Genomic DNA, 22,749 nt, shown 5'->3' on the forward strand with positions numbered 1-22,749 from the left:
GGTGGGCACGTCCCCGTGGAAGAAGTCCAGCCGTTCCGGCGGCCAGAATCAGTGCGTTGAGGCGCGAACGACCGAAGGTCGCTTCCAGGTCCGGGACAGCAAGCTCGGTCCGGACAGCCCCGTACTCACGCTGGAAGCCGCCGACTGGGCCGGTTTCCTGGCGATCGCCAAGCGCTAGTCCGCATACCCGGCCACTGTCACGGGCCGGGGTACGGAAAGGGCCGCCGGGATCGATCCCGGCGGCCCTTCGCTCACTCCATCTCGGCTAGGTCAGCGGCTTCCACGCCGGACTCACACCGGGCTCCTCGCCCGGCTGCGTCCACCACAGCGCCCGCCAGAAGCGCCCGTTCCACCACACGGTCGTCCCCGCCTCACCACTGGGATCCCCGGCCAGCACAGGCGTCCCCGGCACGGCCGAACCACCCGCGGCCTCGGCGGCGGCCCCGGACTCGGCCACGAAGCGATACCGTCCACCGTGGACCGGCGAGGCGTTGTCCCCGGTGACCGGCTCCAGCCTCCAGCGCTGCGTATCGGCGAAACCGCACTGCTCCAGCGTCAAATCACCACCGTGCGTCCCGGCGGTCAGGCACAGCCCGTTGTTGGTGATCCCGTACCAGCCGTCACCGACGTCACTGATCCTCCAGAGCTGGTTGCCGTTCCCGTCCTCGGCTCCGACGAGGTGCGCGCGATGCTCACCGGGGTGGTGGTCCATGACGATGCCGCCCTTGTACTCCACCTGCCAGTTCCCATCGCCCTTGTCCCACAGCGTCCACTTGACGCTCCCGCCGGGCTCGTAATCACGCGAGGAATCCCACTCCGGCGCCTGACAGGCACTTGACGCCTCCGGCGGGTCCACCACCGTGACATCCTTCCGGTGATCGGAGGTGCTGCCGAAGCTGCTCCCGTTGATCCCGAAGACGATGTTCGCCGGCCCGGTGATCGGCAGGTAATACTGCAAGGCGATGTCGCGCACGGCACCCGGCCAGATGTCCTCGCAGTACCCGAGCGTGATCGTCACCCGGTGGAAGTCACCGCGCAGACCACCGGCGTTCGGGCCGGTGTGACCCGGCTCGATGCCGGGCAACTCGGCCCCACCGCCGTCCTTGATCAGCGCCGGAGTCGAGGTCGGCACATCAAACGACACCGTCGTGCCCTTGGCGAGGGTCTTGGTGGTGTTGTTGGTGATCCGCAGCTTCGGCTTCATCGGCCACATGTCGGCCATCGCCGTCGGATAGTCCACGAGCTCGACGCCGACGTCCAGGACCTCGCTCGGCAGACCGCGCTCGGTGCGCACGGCGTCATAGACCCCGGCCGGGCGCAACTTGTCGTCCAGCAGGTTGGTCATGGTGTAGCCGGGCGCGCACTCGCCTTCATCGGGACACTCGTAATCACCGGCGAGTTCCCAGATCATCACGCCGCCGATGCTCTTGTCGCGGACGTAGTCGGCCTTGGCGGCGATGGCCTGTTCGTCCTCAGTGGACAGGAACGTCCGGCTGGATTCGTTCCACAGCCAGGACGCCTTGAGGGTGTCGTCCCAGTGGCGGGTGTAGCCCGAGACCTGATTCTCATCGGGGTTGAGGCCGTAGGCACCGAGGTACCTGGGCGTGATGCCGCGTTCGAGGTTCTTGGCGTGCCACATCGGATTGGACCCGGCACCGATCTCGGAGCCGTCGGCGGCCTTGTCGTGCCAGATGTTGTCCACGCCCGTCGCGCCCGATCCACAAGGGACGCGGCCGCCGTTGTCGCCGGTGCCGGGCTGGCAGGCGGCCTGGTCGGGCAGCTCGGCCGAGCCCCACAGGCCGTTGCCGACGCCGCCGGTGACGTTCTTCCAGCCGCGCGTGTAATAGGGGAGTCCGAGGTTGATGCGCCCGGACTGGAGCGCGCCGCGGTAGTAGTGGTAGGACCAGTCGGCGTTGAAGTAGCCGGTCTTGCCGTACTCGGCCTCGTCGTAGACGCCGGCGGAGATCAGTTCGGCGTCGCGTCCGTCGTCGTAGAGGGGCGCGTTGGGGCCGACGAAGCCGTTCCAGGAGCCGTGCAGGTCATAGGACATGTCATTGACGAAGTCCAGGTACTGCAGGGCGGAGAAGTCGGCCATGCCCCGCACCAGGTAGCCCGAGCCGGATCCGGCGGCGGTGAGGAGGTAGTAGTGGCCGTCGGCTGCCGCCGCGGCGTCCAGCTTCTCCCGCAGGGTCTTCATCAGCGCGTTGTACCCGGCGGTGAGCCCGGCCCGGCGCGGGTTGGCGGTGCCCCAGTCGGCGGGGTTGCCGGTGTCGGGCAGCGCGGTGGGGTACTCGTAGTCGATGTCGGCGCCGTCGAATCCGTACTGGCGCAGGAAGTCCACCGTGGAGTCGGCGAAGCCGTCGATGGCGGCCTGGTTGACGCTCCCGTCGGGATTGACGGTGAGGCCGTAGAAGCCGCCGGAGTCGGCCCAGCCACCCACCGAGATGAGCGTCTTGACCCGCGGATGCTCCTTCTTGTAGCGGGTCAGCAGGTTCAGGTTCCCCTGGTAGGGCAGGGACGGGTCCATTTCGGCGCCCGGTACGCCCGGCCAGGTCTTGCCGGTGTGGGGGTTGCCGGGGCCGGAATCGCCGAGGCTGATGCGGTTGTCGCCGCCGACGGTGGCGAAGGCGTAGTTGACGTGGGTGACCTGGCCCCAGGGGATGTCGCCGGGACGGTAGGCGTGGCCGCCGTCGGAGCCGTCGCGCCAGCCGGTGAAGTAGCCGACCACGCGACGGTCGAATGTGGACCCGAGCAGCTCGCGTCCGTCACCGTCGTAGGCGAGGCAGTAGGGGGTGTTCACGCCCGGGGTGGGCGTCATCCCGTCGGGACGGCAGCCCGGCTGTGAGGCGGGGTCGGTGGTGAAGGGCCCGGGCCGGTTGGGTTCGATGTCGGCGCGCGGGCGCACCATCGGCGGCTGCGGTGCGGGACCGGAGTCGTCGTCCTGGTTGACGATCCAGCGCATGCGCGGGTCGGCGGCATCGCACTTCTCCAGCCCGACGCGCGGGCGGCCGAGGATGTCGCCGGGGCCGTGGTCGAAGACCGGGTCGTGGGTCAGGCACATCCCGCCCTGTAGCGGGCCGGAGTCGGGCACCATCTGGGTGTCGGTGCGGATCAGGACGCCGTTGGGGAGCTGCTCGGCGTACCAATCGAGGACGTTGCGTTCGGACAGTTCGGCCAGCCACGTCGAGGAGTTCGCGTAGAGGTAGCGGCCGTCGGCCACCGAGCGCAGGCTGAACTTCCCGTCGACGCCGTGGCTGAGGGTCCACTCCTGGCCGGGGGCCGAGGCGGGCAGGTCGGTGATGACGCCGTTGCCGTCGGCGCCGGTGAAGTTGTCCAGGAGGTTGCCGTCGGTGCCGTTCTGGATGAGGGCCTCGCCGTCGTCCAGCGGTGTGGCCGCCGGGACGGCGTTCACGGAGACCCCGTCGATGAACCGCCCCGGTGTGCCGTAGCAGGCGAAGTCCACCCCGCCCGTCGGATCGTTCTGGAGGATGGTCAGGCAGCGGGAGAGGACCTGCTGGCCGTAGGCGTTCGGGTGGATGCTCTCCTGCAGGTCGCCCTGGGTCTTGCTGACCCAGCGTATCCACTCGGCGTACGCCGGATTGACCGGATTCTGCAGCGAGTTGCCCGAGTCGGCCTGCCTGGCGTCCCGAGAGCACAGCTCGTGCCCTCTGAAGGCGTCCTGGAGGTCCAGGAAGATGGGGTTGAAGCCCTCACCGGGAGCGCGCGCGTCGGCCACCGCCCGCTGGATCATGTCGCTGATCTGCGGGACCAGTGTGCGCCTGGCCCAGGTGGAGTCGCTGTTGTAGAACGGGCAGCCGCCGGTGTTGTACCGGGTCATGGTCTCGTCGTAGGGGTTGCTGTCGCCGTCGGCGATGGGGCCGGGGTAGGACTGGACGATGAGCTTGTAGGTGCCGGGCTCCTGCCCGGCCGCGGTCATCACCCTGCGGATCTCGTTGACGGTGGCGGTGATCCGCTCCCGTACCGTCGCCAGCCGCTCGGGCATCGTGCCGCGGTTGGCCGCCTCGCACCGCGAGGGAAACGCGTACCCGAAGAAGAAGGCCTGGGCGCACTGACTGATGATCGGGGAGAAGTTCAGGTCGTTGCCGCCGATGGACAGCACGATCGCCTTGAGGTGGTAGGTCTCGGCCAGCGCCCGGAGTCGCAGCGTCTGCGGGGCCTCGCCGCTGTAGACGCGCGAGGTCACATCGGCGGTCACCGCGCCCGAGCAGGCGAGGTTGAACCGCCGATCGGGCGGCACACCGGCCCACTCGGTGCCGAGGATCTCGGCCACGTTGGAGCGATGGCAGCCCTTGCCGGGCCCGTCCGGCCCGTTGACGTAGGTGTTCCCGTACACCCGGCCCGCCGGGTCGAAGCTGCACCAGATCTCCGGGTTGCAGTTGTAGGCGGCGCGGTCGGTGCCGTAGGCGGAGCTGAGGCGGCCCGCCGCCCCGCCGTAGCCGTTGCCCTGCCAGCGTCCGCCCTCACCGGAGATGAAGCTGTCGCCGAGGGACACGATCGCGGGGAGCTTGTCGTCCGCGGCGGCGGCCGGCAGCGGGAATCCGGTGGTCAGGAGGGTGGCGAACAGGGCGATGACGAGCATCGCCGCCGTTCGCTCCCGCTGTCGTGGTCGTTTGATCATCTCCCCATCAGGCCCGGCGCCGGTCGCGCCCGGATCGACACGCGGTCACAGCGCAGGCCGAGGGGCTGATGTGGACGGTCGGGGCGATTCGGGCGTCCGGCGGTCGTGGGCCGGGTGAGGTGGCTGAGCTGGGAAAACGCTTGCCAGGGGTGGTGGAGCGGTCGGGTGTCCTTTGTGGCGATCCGCGGGCAGGCGTGACTCAGGCGTAACGCGAAAGGTGATCTCCTATCATTTCGGGCATACTCTGTCAATAGTCGCGAATACCCCTATGATCCGTTTCAGTGACCTCGCCACCCGCGAGTCGCGCTGACGTACCCACGTCAGCCCTGTATCGAGCACATTGGGGGCCTGATGTCGGTACGCGGCGGGTCGCGGCGTCTCCACGCCACGCTGGCGTTCGTGTGCGTGGTCGGTCTGGTGGTCGCGGGCGCGCCCGTCCCCGCCGCCGCGGACCCGTCGGGCTCCGCCTCGCCGCGTCCGGAGCCCTCGGGGAGCGCCTCGCCGTCGGCGAAGGTCACGCCTTCCGAGTCGCCGGTGCCGCCTTCGCCGAGCCCCTCGCCGTCGGCGGTGGCCACTCCCGCCGAGCCCGCCCCGTCCGCTGCGCCGGTTCGCCTGCCGGAGGCGGGAGGCTGCGGCCCCTTCGCGTACACCTCGGTCGGCACCGGGCCGAGCGACCTCTACCGCTTCGACCCGGTCCTGGGCACCATGACCAAGATCGCGGGTACCACCTGGAAGGACGGCTACGACGCGATCGGCTACAGCCGGGCGACCGGCAGGGTCTACGGCGCGCAGGTCGGTGGGGACAAGTCCAAGAACTTCGTCGAGATCGACCCCGAGGCCGGGACGGTGAAGAAGATCCCGTACTCGGGCACCATCGCCGTCTCCGACTCCTCCTACGACCAGGGTGACGTCTCACCGGACGGCCGCGAGTACTACATCACCCGCACCTCCAGTGGCGGTGCCTTCGTCATCAACCTGGATCCGTCCCGGGGAGCGGTCGGGCTGGTCCTGCGCAAGGTCGAGGGTAGTGGCACGTACGACCTCGCCTACCACCCCAACGACGGCTTCATCTACACCCTCAGCAGCAGTGGCGTGCTCTATCGGATCGACCCGGCGACGGGGAAGTCCACGACCGGCCGCACCGTCGTGTCCCCATCGAACTCAAGTTTCCAGGCGCTGGTGTTCAGCTCCGACGGCTACATGTTCGCGGTGAACAGCGAGAGCCCGCAGAAGGTGTACCAGCTGGACCTCTCGTCGTCCACGGCCGCCTCGCCGATCGACATCAGCAAGGCGCCGCTGGCCACCCAGAGCGGCACGATCAAACCGGGCACGAGCGTCGCCGACGGCGGCGGTTGCCTGCAGATGGACGACTACGGTGACGCGCCGGACACCTACGGCACCTCCGCCCCGACCGGCCCCGAGCACAACAGCGTGACGGGACTGAAGCTCGGTGCCGGCATCGACCAGGAGCCCAATGCCCGCCCGTCGACCAGCGGCGGGGTCACCGGTGAGCTCGACGGCCGCGGCGACAACTTCGACGACGGTGTGTCCAGCTGGCCGGCGTTGTACACCGACGCGACCACGTACACGGTGGACGTGGCCGTCACCAACACCACCGGGAAGTCGGTGACGCTGGCCGGATGGCTGGACTTCAATGGCGACGGCACTTTCGGGACCGGTGAGCGCGCTACGGCGACGGTGGCGGTCAACGCGAGCACGGCGAAGCTGAGCTGGACCGGGCTGAGCGGGCTGGTCTCGGGGGCGAGTTTCGCCCGGCTTCGCCTGTACGACACGGCGGTCGCCGATCCGGCGCCCGGTGGCGGACTCTCCGGCAATGGTGAGGTCGAGGACTACCCCGTGGGCATCCGGGTACCGCTGGGCGCGCGCTGCACCCCGACGCCGTATGTGGCCGTCGGGACGGGGCCGACCAGCCTGTCCCGGTTCGATCCGATGACGGGCACCGTGACCGCCCTGGACGACACGTCCTACACCAACGGCTACGACGCGATCGGCGTCAGCGGGATCAACGGCAGGATCTACGGCACGACCCGGGGCGCGGACAGGTACACCAAGATCGTGGAGGTGAACCCGGCCGGTGGCGTGACGGAGTTCCCGATCAGCCCGGCGCTGACCAGTAACAGCACGAGCAACTACGACGTGGGCGCGATATCCCCGGATGGCACGAAGCTCTATGTCCACTCCAACAGTTCGGTGCCGAGCTTCATCGTCAACCTGGACCCCGCCGCCGGGCGGATCGGCACCCGCCTCGATCAGTTCACCGTCAAGGTCAGCGGTCTGTACGACTGGGCCTTCCACCCGGTGGACGGATATCTCTACGCCGTGGACTCCTCGGGCTACCTGATGCGTATCGATCCGGCCGACGGGACGGTCACCAAGGCCAGGTCGGCGCTGCTGCCGAAGGCCCAGTACCAGGGCGCCTTCTTCGACACCGAAGGCGATCTGTACGTCCTCGACAACAGCTCGCCCGGGAAGGTCTTCCAGATCGATCTGTCCGCCTCGAAAGCCGACAAGCTGATCAGTCTCGACGGAGTGTCGTTCGCTCAGAGCAGCGCGATCTCGACCACCCAGGCGGTCTCGGACGCAGGAGGCTGCCTCTCCGTGGGCGACTTCGGCGACGCCCCCGACTCCTACCTGACCTCCATCGCGTCCGATGGTCCCGCACACGACCTGAGCGCCGGGCTGCGGCTCGGTGCGAAGAGCGACGCCGAACCCGACGCCCGGCGGCCGATCACCGACGGTGTCGCCGGTCCCCTCAACGGACTCGGCGACAACTACGATGACGCGATCGCCACCGTTGCCGCGCTCGGCAAGGACGACACGAGCTACACCGCGTCGGTGAAGGTCACCAACACCACCGGTAAGGCGGTGACCCTGGCTGGGTGGTTCGACGCGAACCTCGACGGCAAGTTCCAGCCCGGTGAGCGCGTCCTGCTCTCGGTGCCCTCGGCGGCCGGCGAGCAGACCGTCACGCTGACCTGGACGGTGTCCACGCTGCGCCCGTCGGGCACGACCTACCTGCGGCTGCGGCTGTTCGATGACGCCCGGACCGACCCGTCGCCGTCGGGTGTGGCCGGTTTCGGTGAGGTCGAGGACTATCCGGTGACGGTGACGAGCCACCCGCGCATCGACCTGAAGATCGCCACCGACCCGCTGACGCTGGCGCCCGGCGCGTCCGGCGTCCTGCCGGTGCGCGTCACCAACGACGGCCCCGACGCCAGCGACATCCCGGCGACCGTCACGCTCACCCCGCCGACCGGCACCACCTTCGGCACGCCCCCATCGGGTTGCGTGAAGAACTCCGACGGGACGGTGACCTGCACGATCCCGGCGGCCGACCTGGCCAAGGGCGCCACCAAGAACCTGGCGATCCCGATCACGGTCAACTCCGACGCGCCGCCGAACAGCACGCCACTGCCGGGCGGCTCGGCGGTGGTGTCCAGTCCGCGCGACACCAACCCGGCCAACAACACCGCGCCGATCACCGTCAACACCGGGGCGTCCACCGTGGACGTGGCGGTCAAGTCCGCCTCGGCGCCCGGGCCGCTCGCGCCCGGCTCGGCCACCACGGTGACGGTGACGGCGACCAACAACGGCCCCTCGAACACCGCCGGGGCCGCGACCGTCACCATTACGCTGCCGCAGAACGTCACCCAGTCCGGCGCGCTTCCGGCCGGGTGTGTGCTGAACGGCGACGGGACGGTCACCTGCACGGTGGCCTCGGGCTGGGCCGCGGGGAGCGACAAGACCTTCGCGATCCCGGTGGTCATCGCCTCCAACGCGCCGCTGAACGCGACCCTGACCGGCGGCAAGGCCGTCATCGCGCTGACCGGTGACACCGTGGCGGGCAATAACTCCCGTGACTTCACCATGTCGACCACGGCGAAGGCGGCCACGGACCTGGCGGTCACCGCCGCCACGGCCGACCCGGCCACGCCGCTGACCCCGGGCTCGCCGGCTTCGGTGACCGTGACGGCGAAGAACCTCGGCCCGTCGGACTCGCGCTCGGCGTCGACGGTGACGATCACGCTGCCCGAGCACGTGTCGGTCAACGGTGCCCTGCCCGCGGGCTGCACCGGGACCGGTCCGGTGACCTGCACGGTCGCGTCCGGCTGGGTCTCGGGTGCGGAGAAGTCGTTCGTGATCCCGGTGAAGGTCGATTCCGACGCGCCGCTGAACGCCACCCTGAGCGGTGGCAAGGCCGTGGTCTCGGGTGCCGACGACACCGTGGACACCAACAACGAGAAGCCGTTCACGATGTCGACGACGGCGAAGGCCGCCACGGACCTGTCGGTGACGGCGGCGACGGTGAGCCCGTCGGGTGCCCTGGCACCGGGTTCGACGGCGACGGTGACCGTGACGGGGAAGAACCTCGGTCCGTCCGACACGCGCTCGGAGTCCACGATCACGATCACCCTGCCCGAGCACGTGTCGGTGGCGGGCGCGTTGCCCGCCGGTTGCACCGGCACCGGTCCGGTGGCCTGCAAGGTTCCGGCCGGGTGGGTCCCGGGCGCGGACAAGACCTTCGCGATCCCGGTCAAGATCGCCGCCGACGCGCCGCTGGACACCACCCTGACCGGTGGCAAGGCCGTGGTCTCGGGTGCCGACGACACCGTGGACACCAACAACGAGAAGCCGTTCACGATGTCGACCACGGCCAAGGCGTCCACGGACCTGGCCGTCACGGCGGCCGCCGCCGACCCGGCCGGTCCGCTCGCGCCCGGCTCGACGGCCACGGTCAACGTCACCGCGCGCAACCTCGGGCCCTCCGACACGCACTCGGCGTCCACGGTGACCATCACGCTCCCGGCGAACGTGTCGGTGAGCGGTGCGCTGCCCACCGGATGCACCGGTACGGGTCCGATCACCTGCACGGTGGCGTCGCCGTGGGCGGCCGGGACGGACAAGTCCTTCGCGATCCCGGTGAAGATCGCCTCCAGCGCTCCACTGGACACCACTCTCACCGGCGGCAAGGCCGTGGTGGCGGGCGATGACGACACCGTCGGGGCGAACAACGAGAAGACCTTCACGATGTCCACGACGTCCAAGGCGTCCACGGACCTGGCGGTCACAGCCGCCACTGTGGACCCGGCCGGGCCCTCGGCGCCAGGCTCGACGGCGACGGTGAACGTGACGGCGAAGAACGTCGGTCCCTCCGACTCGCGCTCGGAATCCACGGTGACCATCACGCTGCCCGAGCACGTCTCGGTGGCGGGTGCGCTGCCGGCCGGTTGCACCGGTACCGGTCCGGTGACATGCAAGGTTCCGGCCGGGTGGGTCGCCGACGCCGAGAAGGCCTTCGCCATTCCGGTGAAGATCGCCTCGGATGCGCCGCTTAACACCACATTGAACGGTGGCAAGGCCGTGGTCGCGGGTGCCGATGACACGGTGGCGGGCAATAACGAGAAGACCTTCACGATGTCCACCACGGGCACCGCCGCCACGGACCTCGCGGTCACCGCGGCGACCGTGACCCCGTCCGGTGCCCTGGCGCCCGGCTCGCCCGCGACGGTGAACGTCACGGCGAGCAACGTCGGCCCGTCCACGTCCCGCTCGGACGCGACGGTGACCGTCACCCTCCCCGAGCACGTGTCGGTGGCGGGTGCGCTGCCCGCCGGGTGCACCGGCACCGGACCCATCACCTGCACCGTCGCGGCCGGCTGGGCTGTCGGCACGGACAAGTCCTTCGCGATCCCGGTCAAGATCGCCTCGGACGCGCCCCTGGACACCACGCTGAACGGTGGCAAGGCCGTCGTCGCGGGTGCCGATGACACGGTGGCGGGCAACAACGAGAAGACCTTCACGATGTCCACCACGGCCAAAGCCGCCACCGACCTCGCGGTCACCGCCGCGACCGTGGCTCCGCCCGGCGCCCAGGCGCCAGGCTCGACGGCGACGGTGACCGTCACGGCGAGCAACGTCGGCCCGTCCGACTCGCGCTCGGAATCCACGATCACCATCACGCTGCCCGAGCACGTCACGGCGACCGGTCCGCTCCCGAGCGGCTGCACGGGTACCGGCCCGGTCGTATGCAAGGTCCCGGCGGGCTGGACCGCCGGAGGGGACAAGACCTTCGCGATCCCGGTCGCCATCGCTCCCGACGCGCCGCTGAACACCACCCTGAACGGCGGTAAGGCCGTCGTCTCCGGTGCCGATGACACCGTGGCGGGCAACAACGAGAAGACCTTCACCATGTCGACCACCGGGACGGCGTCGACCGACCTGGCGGTGACGGCCACGGCCGTCAGCCCCGCCGGGCCGCTCGCCCCGGGCTCGACGGCCGAGGTGACCGTGACGGCCACCAACGTCGGCCCCTCGGTCTCGCGCTCGGCGGCGACGGTGACGATCACGCTCCCGGAGAAGGTCTCCCTCGCCGGTGACCTGCCCGCCGGGTGCACCGGCACGGGCCCGATCACCTGCACGGTGGCGGCGGGCTGGACGGTGGGCACGTACAAGCCCTTCGTGATCCCGGTTCGCATCGCATCCGACGCGCCGCTGGACACCACGCTGAACGGCGGTAAGGCCGTGGTGGCGGGCTCGGATGACACCGTCGCGGACAACAACTCGCGTGACTTCACCATGTCGACGACGGCGAAGGCGTCCACGGACCTGGCGGTCACGGCCGCCGCGGTGAGCCCGACGGGTGCGCTGGCTCCCGGCTCGACGGCGACCGTCGATGTCACGGCCAAGAACGTCGGACCGTCGGATTCCCGCTCGGAGTCCACGGTGACCATCACGCTCCCGGAGCACGTGACCGCGACCGGCCCGCTCCCCGCCGGTTGTACCGGCACGGGCCCGGTGGTCTGCACGGTCGCGGCCGGGTGGGTCGCCGGGGCGGAGAAGACCTTCGCGATCCCGGTGACGATCGCCTCGGATGCGCCGCTCGACTCCACCCTCGCCGGTGGCAAGGCGGCCGTCGCGGGTGCCGACGACACCGTGGACACCAATAACGAGAAGCCGTTCACGATGAAGACGACCGGGGCGGCCTCGACCGACCTGGCCGTCACCACCGCCACCGTCGACCCGGCCGGTCCCTCGGCTCCGGGCTCGACGGCCACGGTCACCATCACCGCCAACAACGTCGGCCCGTCCGACTCCCGCTCGGCCTCCACGGTGACGATCACGCTGCCGCAGCACGTGACGGTCTCCGGTGCGCTGCCCGTCGGCTGCACCGGCACCGGCCCGGTCGTGTGCAAGGTTCCCGCCGGCTGGACCGCCGGGACCGACCGGACCTTCGCGATCCCCGTCAAGATCGCCCCGGACGCGCCGCTCGACACCACCCTGAACGGTGGCAAGGCGGTCGTGAAGGGCGATGACGACACGGTCGCGGGCAACAACTCGCGCGACTTCACGATGTCCACGACGGCGAAGGGGTCCACGGACCTGGCGGTCACCGCCGCCACGGTCGAGCCCGCCGGTGCTCTGCCACCGGGTTCGACCGCGACGGTGACGGTCACCGCGAGCAACGTCGGCCCGTCCGACTCCCGCTCGGAGTCCACCGTGACCATCACCCTGCCGCAGGACGTGACCGCGACCGGCCCGCTCCCGGCGGGCTGCACCGGCACCGGTCCGGTGACGTGCAAGGTTCCTGCGGGCTGGGCCGTGGGCGCGGAGAAGTCCTTCACGATCCCGGTCAAGATCGCCTCCGGCGCAGCGCTGGACACCACCCTCACCGGTGGCAAGGCCGTGGCCTCCGGCGCCGACGACACCGTCGCGGCCAACAACGAGAAGCCGTTCACCATGTCGACCACGGCGAGGGCGTCCACCGACCTGGCCGTCACCTCTGCCACCGTGGACCCGTCCGGTGCCCTGGCTCCGGGCTCGACGGCGACGGTGAACGTCACGGCGAAGAACGTCGGCCCGTCCGACTCGCGATCTGAGTCCACGATCACGATCACGCTTCCCGAGCACGTCTCGGTCGCGGGCACACTCCCCGCCGGGTGCACCGGCGCCGGTCCGGTGACCTGCACGGTCGCGGCCGGGTGGGTCGCCGACGCGGAGAAGACCTTCGCGATCCCGGTTCGCATCGCCGCCGACGCCCCACTCGACACCACCCTGAACGGGGGCAAGGCCGTCGTGGCCGGTGCCGACGACACCGTCGCGGGCAACAACGAGAAGCCGTTCACGATGTCGACGACCGCGAAGGCGTCCACGGACCTGGCCGTCACGGCCGCGACCGTGGATCCGTCCGGCGCTCTGGCGCCGGGTTCGCCCGCGACGGTGAACGTCACGGCGAAGAACGTCGGCCCGTCCGACTCGCGTTCGGAATCCACCGTCACGATCACGCTTCCGGAGCACGTGACGGCGACCGGTCCGCTGCCCTCGGGCTGCTCCGGCACGGGGCCGGTCGTGTGCAAGGTCCCGGCCGGATGGGCCGTGGACGCGCAGAAGTCCTTCGCGATCCCGGTGGTCATCGCCTCCGACGCGCCACTGGACACCACCCTGAATGGCGGCAAGGCCGTCGTGGCGGGCTCGGACGACACCGTGGACACCAACAACGAGAAGCCGTTCACGATGAAGACGACGGCCACGGCGTCCACGGACCTGGCGGTGACGGCCGCGGTCGTCAATCCCGCCGGTCCGCTCGCGCCCGGCTCGACCGCCGAGGTCACGGTCACGGCGAACAACGTCGGCCCGTCCACCTCGCGCTCGGCGGCGACGGTGACCATCACGCTCCCCGAGCACGTCTCGGTGGCGGGCGCGCTGCCCGCCGGATGCACCGGCACCGGTCCGGTGACCTGCACGGTGGCGGCGGGCTGGGCCGTGGGCTCCTTCAAGCCCTTCGTGATCCCGGTGAAGATCGCCTCGGGTGCGCCGCTGGACACCACGCTGAACGGCGGCAAGGGCGTCGTCGCGGGCGCCGATGACACGGTGGACACCAATAACGAGAAGCCGTTCACGATGTCGACCACGGCCAAGGCGTCGACGGACCTGGCGGTCACGGCCGCGACGGTGAGCCCGTCCGGCGCGCTGGCGCCCGGCTCGACGGCCACGGTGAACGTGACCGCGCGCAACGTCGGCCCGTCCGACTCGCGGTCTGAGTCCACGGTCACGATCACGCTGCCCGAGCACGTCACGGCGACCGGCCCGCTCCCGGCAGGCTGCACCGGCACCGGTCCCGTCACGTGCAAGGTTCCGGCCGGGTGGGGCGCGGGGGAGGACAAGTCCTTCGCGATCCCGGTTCGTATTGCTTCGGACGCGCCGCTCGACACCACGCTGAACGGCGGCAAGGCCGTCGTGTCCGGTGCCGATGACACCGTGGACACCAATAACGAGAAGCCGTTCACGATGTCGACCACGGCGAAGGCGTCCACGGACCTGGCGGTCACGGCCGCCACGGTCGACCCCGCCGCCGCCCAGGCGCCCGGCTCGACCGCCACGGTCAACGTCACCGCCAAGAACGTCGGCCCGTCCGACTCGCGCTCGGAATCGACCGTGACCATCACCCTGCCGCAGCACGTCACGGCGACCGGCCCGCTCCCCAGTGGATGCACCGGCACCGGACCGGTGACCTGCAAGGTCCCGGCCGGATGGGCCGCCGACGGAGAGAAGACCTTCGTGATCCCCGTCAAGATCGCCTCCGACGCGCCACTCGACACGACACTGACCGGCGGCAAGGCCGTCGTGTCCGGCGCCGATGACACGGTGGACACCAATAACGAGAAGCCGTTCACCATGTCCACCACGGCCAAGGCGTCGACGGACCTGGCGGTCACCGCCGTGGCCGTCGACCCCGCCGGGCCGCTCGCCCCGGGCTCGGCGGCGACGGTGACGGTCACCGCGACCAACGTCGGCCCGTCCGACTCGCGGTCGGAGTCCACGGTGACCATCACGCTGCCCGAGCACGTCACGGCGACCGGTCCGCTCCCGGCGGGCTGCACGGGCACAGGCCCGGTGACCTGCAAGGTTCCCTCCGGGTGGGTCGTGGGCTCCTTCAAGCCCTTCGTGATCCCCGTGAAGATCGCCTCAGGTGCGCCCCTGGCCACCACGCTGAACGGTGGCAAGGCGGTCGTGTCGGGCTCGGACGACACCGTGGACACCAATAACGAGAAGACCTTCACGATGTCCACCACCGCGAAGGCTTCCACCGACCTGGCCGTCACGGCCGCCACCGTGGACCCGTCCGGCGCCCTGGCGCCCGGCTCGACCGCCACGGTCAACGTCACGGCGAACAACGTCGGCCCGTCCGACTCCCGCTCGGAATCGACGATCACGATCACCCTGCCCGAGCACGTCTCGGTGGCGGGCACGCTGCCCGCCGGCTGCACCGGCACCGGCCCTGTCACGTGCAAGGTCCCGGCCGGATGGGTCGCGGGCGAGGACAAGTCCTTCGCGATCCCCGTCAAGATCGCCTCGGCCGCGCCGCTGAACACCACCCTCGCCGGTGGCAAGGCCGTCGTGTCCGGTGCCGATGACACCGTGGACACCAATAACGAGAAGCCGTTCACCATGGAGACGACCGGAGCGGCCTCGACCGATCTGGCCGTCACGGCCGCGACCGTCGACCCGTCCGGTGCGCTGCCGCCCGGTGCGACGGCCACGGTGAACGTGACCGCGAGCAACGTCGGCCCGTCCGACTCCCGCTCGGAATCGACCGTCACGATCACGCTGCCACAGCGCGTGACCGCCACCGGCCCGCTCCCGAGCGGCTGCACCGGCACCGGTCCCGTCACCTGCAAGATCCCGGCCGGCTGGGCCGTCGGCACCGACAAGACCTTCGCGATCCCGGTGAAGATCGCCTCCGACGCGCCCCTGGCCACCACTCTCACCGGTGGCAAGGCCACTGTGTCCGGCGCCGATGACACCGTCGCGGGCAACAACGAGAAGACCTTCACGATGTCCACCACCGCGAAGGCCTCCACCGACCTGACGGTCACCGCCGCCACCGTCAACCCCGCCGGAGCACTGCCGCCGGGCGCCACGGCCACCGTCAACGTCACCGCCAAGAACCTCGGTCCTTCCGGCACCCGCTCGGAGTCCACGGTGACCATCACGCTCCCGCAGGACGTCACCGTCGAGGGCGACCTGCCCGACGGTTGCACCGGCACCGGACCGGTCACCTGCAAGGTCCCGGCCGGATGGGTCGCGGGCGCGGAGAAGACCTTCGCGATCCCCGTGCAGATCTCCTCCGAGGCGCCGCTGGCCACCACCCTCACCGGTGGCAAGGCCACTGTGTCCGGCGCCGACGACACCGTCGCGGGCAACAACGAGAAGACCTTCACGATGAAGACCACCGGGGCGGCGTCCACCGACCTGGCCGTCACCGCCGCGACGGTGAGCCCGTCCGGCGCCCTGCCGCCGGGCTCGACGGCGACGGTGACCGTGGAGGCGACCAACGTCGGCCCGTCCGACTCGCGCTCGGAGTCCACGATCACGATCACGCTGCCGCAGTACGTGACCGCGACCGGCCCACTCCCGGCGGGCTGCACCGGCACCGGGCCGGTGACCTGCAAGATTCCGGCGGGCTGGGCCGTGGACGAGGACAAGTCCTTCGCGATCCCCGTCCAGATCGCCTCGAACGCGCCCCTGTCGTCCACCCTCGCCGGTGGCAAGGCGGTCGTGACCGGCGCCGACGACAGCATCGACGACAACAACGAGAAGACCTTCACGATGTCGACGACCGCGAAGGCGTCCAATGACCTGAGCGTCACCGTCACCGGGCCCGGCACGCTCCCGCCCGGCGGCTCCGGGCAGGTCACCGTCACCGGCCGCAACAACGGCCCGTCCGACACCTCGAAGCCCTCGACCATCACCGTGACGATCCCGGACGGGGCGACCGTGGGCACGCTGCCCGCCGGCTGCACCGGCACCGGACCGGTCGTCTGCACCATCCCGGCCGGCTGGACCGTCGGCACCGACAAGACCTTCGTCATCCCCGTCACCGTCGCGGCCGACACCGAGCCGGACACCACGCTCACCGGCGGGGAGGCCGTCGTGGCCAACCCCGACGACGGCGTCGACACCAACAACCGCGCCACCTACGACATCCCGGTCGGCCCGCGCTCGGCCGACGTGGCCATCACCAAGGCCCCGGCCGGAAACACCAAGGTCGCACCCGGCGACACCTTCGACTACGAGGTCACCGTCACCAACAACGGGCCCTCCGACGCCGTCGGCGTGCAGGTCACCGACAAGCTCCCGGCCGCATTGACCTTCGTGTCCTCGACCCCGGCGGGCTGCACCGCCGCCGGACAGGACGTGACATGCCCGAAGATCGCCACCCTGGCGGCCAAGGGCGTCAAGGTCTACAAGCTGACCGTGCGCCTGGATCCCGCCTACACCGGTGACGGCTCCGACGTCCGCAATGTCGCCAAGGTCGCCGCCGACAGCCCCGACCCGAAGCCGGACAACAACACGTCCAGCCCCGACACCGGCACCCTGCCCGACGGCGGCCCGGCGACGCCCAAGGCCGACCTGGCCATCACCAAGGCCACCGCGAACGACACCAAGGTCGCCCCCGGTGAGACCTTCGACTACGTCCTGACCGTTACCAACAAGGGGCCCTCGGTCGCCAAGGACGTCGTCGTCACCGACGAACTCCCGGCCGAACTCGCCTTCGTGTCCTCCAGCCCGGGCGGATGCACCGTGTCCGACCGGACGGTGACGTGCCCGAAGACGGCCACTCTCGGTCCACTGGGGACGGTCACGTACACGCTGACCGTGCGCCTGGACTCCGCCTACACTGGTGACGGCTCGGAGATCGTGAACACCGGCAAGGTGACCGCGTCCACGAGTGACCCGGTCACCGCCAACAACACCGCCACCGCCGGGCTGCCCGGCGGCAACACCGCCGCCGCCAAGGCCGACCTCAAGGTCACCAAGGCCACCGCGGACAACACCAAGGTCGTGCCGGGCAAGGAGTTCGACTACACGCTCACCATGACCAACGACGGGCCCTCCGTCGCCCGCGGCGCCCAGCTCGTCGACACCCTCCCCAGTGCCCTCACGTGGGTGTCGGGCTGTGCGGCCAGCGGCAAGACGGTCACCTGCGCCAAGGAGGACGCGCTGGCCGTCGGCGCGACCAAGACCTACACGATCCGCGTCCGGCTCGCCTCGGGCTACGCCGGTGACGGCACCGGCACTGACGTGACCAACTCCGCGACCGTCTCGGCCACCACGGCCGACCCGCAGGCGTCCAACAACACCGCCACGGCCAAGCTGCCCGGCGGTGGACCGGCCAAGCGCGAATGGGACCTCGGCATCGCCGCCGAGGGCCCGGCCACGCCGGTCACGCCCGGCGGGAACGGGACGGTCAAGGTCACCGTCACCCACAATGGACCCTCCGACACCGACACCGCGACCACGGTGACGATCACGCTCCCGGCCAAGGTCACCCCGGGCACCCTGCCCGCCGGGTGCGCCGGCACCGGCCCGGTCACCTGCACGATCCCGGCCGGGTTCGTCGCGGGCACGACCAAGGTCATCGAGCTGCCGATCATCGTGGCCGCCGACGCCACCCCGAACACCACCATCACCGGCGGCAAGGCCGATGTCGCCATCACCGGCGACACCGACGCGAGCAACGACTCCGCGCCGTTCACGGTGCCGGTGGCCGGGGCCAGCGCCGACGTGGCGGTCACCAAGACGCCCGTGGGCAAGACCCGCGTCGCGCCCGGTGAGGAGTTCGACTACGAGATCACCGTGACCAACAAGGGCCTCTCGGACGCGGTCAACGTTAAGGTCACCGACCGGCTCCCGGCCGCCCTCGCCTGGGTCTCGGGCTGCGCCGCCACCGGTCAGGACGTCACGTGCCCGACGGTGGCGACCCTCGCCGCCGGGGACTCGAAGAAGTTCACCGTCCGGGTCCGCCTGGACGCCGCCTACACCGGTGACGGCTCCGACATCCGCAACGTCGCGGCGGCCGCGTCCGACACCACCGACCCCGACACGTCCAACAACACCTCCAACCCCGACACCGGCACCCTGCCCGACGGCGGCCCGGCGCCCAAGAAGATCGACCTGGCCACCGCGGTGACCGCCCCGACCACGGGCGTCACCCCGGGCACGTCGACGACCGTCACGGTGACCATCACCAACAACGGCCCGTCGAACACCGGCGCCACGGCCGTCCACGTGATCACGCTGCCGGAGAAGACCTCGGTGGGCGCGCCGCTCCCGGCGGGCTGCACCGGCACCGGCCCGGTGACGTGCACGGTCCCGGCCAGTCTGGCCCCGGGCGGGACGAAGGAGTACGTGATCCCGCTGATCGTGGCCGCCGACGCCCCGGAGAACTCCACACTGTCCGGCGGCAAGGACGAGGTGAAGGAGCCCCTGGACGGGGTTCCGGCCAACAACACCGCGACCTTCACGATCCCGACCGGCACGCGCTCGGCCGACCTGGCGATCACCAAGGCGCCGGTGGGCAAGACCCGCGTCGCGCCGGGGGAGACCTTCGAGTACGAGGTCACCGTCACCAACAACGGGCCCTCCGACGCCGCGGGCGTGCAGGTGAGCGACACGCTGCCGGACGCGCTGAAGTACGTGTCGTCCAACCCGGCCGGCTGCACGGCCGTGAACCAGAAGGTGACCTGCCCGAAGATCGCGGTCCTGGCGGCCAAGGGCGTCCAGGTCTACAAGCTGACCGTGCGCCTGGACGCCGGTTACGCCGGTGACGGCTCCGACATCCGCAACGTCGCCACGGTCGCCGCCGACTCGGCCGACCCCGACACGTCCAACAACACCTCCGGCGCCGACACCGGCACCCTGCCCGACGGGGGACCGGCACCGGCGAAGGCCGACCTGTGGATCACCAAGAGCCTGGGCGCACCCGTGCCCCGGCCCGGTGAGGAGACCGTCTACCGCCTGGAGGTGGTCAACAATGGACCGTCCAACGCGGCCGGTGTGAAGATCACCGACACGCTCCAGCAGGTGTGGACCTTCGTGTCCTCGCCCGACGGGTGCACCGCGAACGGCCAGGCGGTCACCTGCGCGATCGGGACCATGGCCGCCGGTGAGACGGCCGTGCGCACCATCCGCGTCCGCCTCGACCCGGCCTACACCGGTAGCGGCGGCCTGCGGAACACCGCGACGGTCTCGGCCGACACCGCCGACCCCGACACGTCCAACAACTCGGCCTCGCACATGATCCAGGACGGGAGCATCCCGATCCCCAAGACCGACATGTCGGTGGTGAAGACCATCGGCTCGACCAAGCCCATCGCGCCCGGCGAGACCTTCGACTACCAGATCACCGCCACCAACAACGGCTCGGCGACCTCGGCGGTCAACGTCGTGATCTCCGACCCGCTTCCGGCGATGCTCAGCTTCGTGTCCTCGTCGCCTGCGGGCTGTACGGCCAAGGGCCGCCTGGTGACGTGTCCGAAGGTGGCCAAGGTCGCCCCCGGCGAGAAGATCACCTACACCCTGACCGTCCGCCTCGACCCGGCCTACACCGGTAACGGCTCCGACATCAAGAACACCGCCAAGGTCACCGCCGACAACGTCGACCCCGACGACTCCAACAACCAGTCCACCGTGGACGGTCTGCCCGACGACCAGATCCTGCCCGCCAGCGCCGACGTGGCCATCTCGGTCGTCGAACCCGCCGGGCGCGTCATCCCCGGCGCCGCCGACAAGCTGCTGGTGACCCTGCGCAACCTCGGGCCGTCCACCGTCCGCGGTGAGATCCCCGTGGAGATCGTGATGCCCGCCAACGTCACCGCCGGATCGGGCCTGCCCGCCACGTGCACCGCGTCCGACCGAGGACGAGTGGTGCGCTGCCGCGTCGGCGACGGGCTCGCGCCCGAGTCGGCCCGCATCGAGGCGGCGACCGCGTTCACGATCCCGATCACGGTGGCCTCCTCGGCGCCCGCCAACGCGATCCTGCCCGGCGGCACCGCCGTGCACACCAGGTCCGGCGACCCGGTGCTGGAGAACAACTCCACGACCTGGGTCGTGCGTACCGGCGACCGCCGTCCGACACCGCCGCCGCCGTCCCCGACCGCCGACCCGATCCCGGTGACCGGCTCGCGCCTGTGGCCCATCGCCGGCTGGGGCCTGGGGCTCCTGCTCATCGGCGCCTTCTTCGCCCTCTACACCCGCTCCCGCCGCGACAAGGAGAACCGCTGATGCTCGCCATGTCCCCACCGCCGGTGACCATCATGGTCAGCGACAGCGAAGAGCACGTGGCCGCCGGAATGGAGCCGACCTACACCATCGAGGTCCGCAACGACGGTGAGGAGGAGTACCCCGGCGCCGTGATCTCCCAGCTGCTGCCCGCCGGGCTCGGCCACAAGGAATCCGGGCCCGCCGCCGACGTCGCCGTCAACGAGGTCACCTGGCACGTCACGCTCCCCGCGCACGGCACGGTGACGGTGACGATGACCGGCACGGTCACCGAGGCCGCCGCCGGGAAGGTGTCCACGACCGCCTGTGTGCGTGCCGAACCGGGCGAGCCGCTCTCGGCGTGCGCGACCGACGCCGACGCGCTCACCGCCGAGAAGCCCGGCCCGTCGCCACTCTTGATCGCCGGTGCGGGCGTCCTCGCCGGAGCGGTCGGGGTCGGCGGGGTCGTGCTGTGGCGGCGACGGCGGTCCTTAGGGCCACACGACCTCGTCGAGGAACGCCTCGACACACGTCACGACCTGGGCGAGGACGTCGGCCGACGCCTTGAGCGGACCGGGCAGCATCATCGCGTGATCGGCACCGTCGACCTCGATGACGTGCGGGCTCAGCTCGCGGGCGAGCCGGGCGTCCCAGAACGGATCGGCCGTCCCGCCGACGAGCAGGAACGGCTTTGTCGCCTTGGCGAGCGCGTCCGGGACCCAGTCGTCGGTGGTGAGCGTCGGGGTGATCCACACCGCCGGGAGCCCGCGCTCGGCGGCGAGTGCCGCGGCGCGGCTGCCCAGCGAGCTGCCGATGAGCAGCGGGGTCGTGTGCGGCCCGATCTCGTCGAGGACGGGCGCGACCTGCCCGGTCACCCACGGTCCCTTCAGCTCGGGCCGGGTCTGGAGTTCGGGTGGCGCGTCCCAGTCGAGCCGGTGTATTCGTGCGCCCCGCGCTTGTGCGGCGAGCGCGGGGTAGAGGAGTAGCGGCATGTGCGGGCCGGAGTCGACGCGCGGGACGACGACGGCGACGCGGTCGTGTGGGGTCACGTGGCGGAGCATAGGGGCGTGGGCGATTCTGTGGGGCCCTTGCGGATGGGCGGCCGGGCTAGTAGCCGATGGTCTGGCCGTTCGCGGTCACGGTGATGGTCGCCGTCGTCGCGGCGGGCGCGCCGATGTCGCGCCACTGGAGGACGGCGTCGGCGATCTCGTCCCACAGGCGCCGGGGACCACCCTGCCGGACGCGGCGTGGCGGAGCGGTGAGTCCAATGTGCGCCCACGACCCGCTCGTGGGATCCTCCAGGCCGATGTGGGCGCCCATGATGTCGTTGTCGCCGGTCCAGGTAAGAACGTCGCGGACGTGGGCGGCCACGAACATGTTGGCGTCGTGGTCGTAGAGCGCGTCGCGCGGGTCGAGGTCGGTGGTGGTCTCGATGCCGTCAATCTCGGGGACGTCGTCGGAGGTGACGCGCTGGCCGCGGTCGCGCATGAACGCCACGCCGCCGACGACTCGGCCGGTCGCGGTGCCGTCGGCTGCGACGGTGAGTTTCGTGAGGAACTGGCGGCGCAGGCCGGTGTCGAGGGGAACGACCAGGATGCCGCCGGGGCGGGTCTGTTCCACCCAGGCGTACGGGATGCGGGTGACGCTGTAGGTGGCGATGACGCCGCCGTAGGGTCCGCCCGGTGTGTGACCGGCGGAGGCGTCGCCGATGACCAGGCGGGGGGTGACGCCTGTGGAGTCGAGTGCGGCGGCAGCGCGGGCGGCCACCTCGGCGTCGGTCTCGACGCTCACCACCCGGTCGGCGCCGAAGTGGGCGGACAGGATCGCGGCGTTGTAGCCGGTGCCGGTGCCCGCCTCCAGCACCGGCTCCTCGGTGATGTCGAGATGCCCGAGCATGACGGCCATGACCCCGGGCTCGGATGACGATGAGGTGGGGATGCCGGTCTCGTCGCCAGGTTGGGTGCACCTTATCGGGGGTCTTTCTAGGCCGGACTGGGAGGCAAGGCGGTTGCTAGATCGCATGGGCGGAGCGTCATAACACCGCAAGG

The 22,749-nt window shown here is 70.7% G+C and carries 5 protein-coding genes and 1 pseudogene; 3 read left to right on the forward strand and 3 right to left on the reverse strand.

The window, feature by feature from the left end; all coding sequences use genetic code 11:
• The first annotated feature begins 1 nt into the window (after window position 1).
• On the forward strand, window positions 2–178 hold the full coding sequence (locus tag QSK10_RS14065) for a DUF397 domain-containing protein (RefSeq protein ID WP_285663227.1): 177 nt from the start codon (window positions 2–4) through the stop codon (window positions 176–178).
• Between the two features lie 87 nt (window positions 179–265).
• Here QSK10_RS14065 and QSK10_RS14070 read toward each other — a convergent pair whose 3' ends face one another.
• Complete coding sequence (locus QSK10_RS14070) at window positions 266–4,639, reverse strand: glycosyl hydrolase family 18 protein (protein WP_285663229.1); 4,374 nt, start codon at window positions 4,637–4,639, stop codon at window positions 266–268.
• Between the two features lie 351 nt (window positions 4,640–4,990).
• Here QSK10_RS14070 and QSK10_RS14075 point away from each other — a divergent pair, with 351 nt between their 5' ends.
• Together QSK10_RS14075 and QSK10_RS34275 are read left to right on the forward strand one after the other, a co-directional pair.
• On the forward strand, window positions 4,991–20,725 hold the full coding sequence (locus tag QSK10_RS14075) for a DUF6923 family protein (RefSeq protein ID WP_285663230.1): 15,735 nt from the start codon (window positions 4,991–4,993) through the stop codon (window positions 20,723–20,725).
• A gap of 68 nt (window positions 20,726–20,793) precedes the next feature.
• Window positions 20,794–20,994 (forward strand): annotated as a pseudogene (locus QSK10_RS34275) (hypothetical protein); the annotation flags it as partial.
• 198 nt (window positions 20,995–21,192) lie between these two features.
• Here QSK10_RS34275 and QSK10_RS14085 read toward each other — a convergent pair.
• Window positions 21,193–21,576 carry an alpha/beta fold hydrolase gene (locus QSK10_RS14085; RefSeq protein ID WP_285663232.1) on the reverse strand — a complete coding sequence of 128 codons (384 nt, stop codon included), beginning with the start codon at window positions 21,574–21,576 and terminating at the stop codon, window positions 21,193–21,195.
• Window positions 21,577–21,808: 232 nt separating this feature from the next.
• Window positions 21,809–22,723, reverse strand: a complete 915-nt coding sequence (locus QSK10_RS14090; protein WP_285663233.1) for a methyltransferase domain-containing protein — start codon at window positions 22,721–22,723, stop codon at window positions 21,809–21,811.
• Between the last annotated feature and the right edge of the window lie 26 nt (window positions 22,724–22,749).

The organism is Actinorhabdospora filicis (assembly GCF_030269765.1).
In the GTDB taxonomy this organism is placed as follows: Bacteria; Actinomycetota; Actinomycetes; order Mycobacteriales; family Micromonosporaceae; genus Actinorhabdospora; species Actinorhabdospora filicis.

What these genes read in the sequence shown, in the direction of transcription:
- QSK10_RS14075 (WP_285663230.1), top strand. Translation starts at nt 4,991, where the DNA reads ATGTCGGTACGCGGCGGGTCGCGGCGTCTCCACGCCACGCTGGCGTTC.
- QSK10_RS14090 (WP_285663233.1), bottom strand. Translation starts at nt 22,723, where the DNA reads ATGCGATCTAGCAACCGCCTTGCCTCCCAGTCCGGCCTAGAAAGACCC.
- QSK10_RS14070 (WP_285663229.1), bottom strand. Translation starts at nt 4,639, where the DNA reads ATGATCAAACGACCACGACAGCGGGAGCGAACGGCGGCGATGCTCGTC.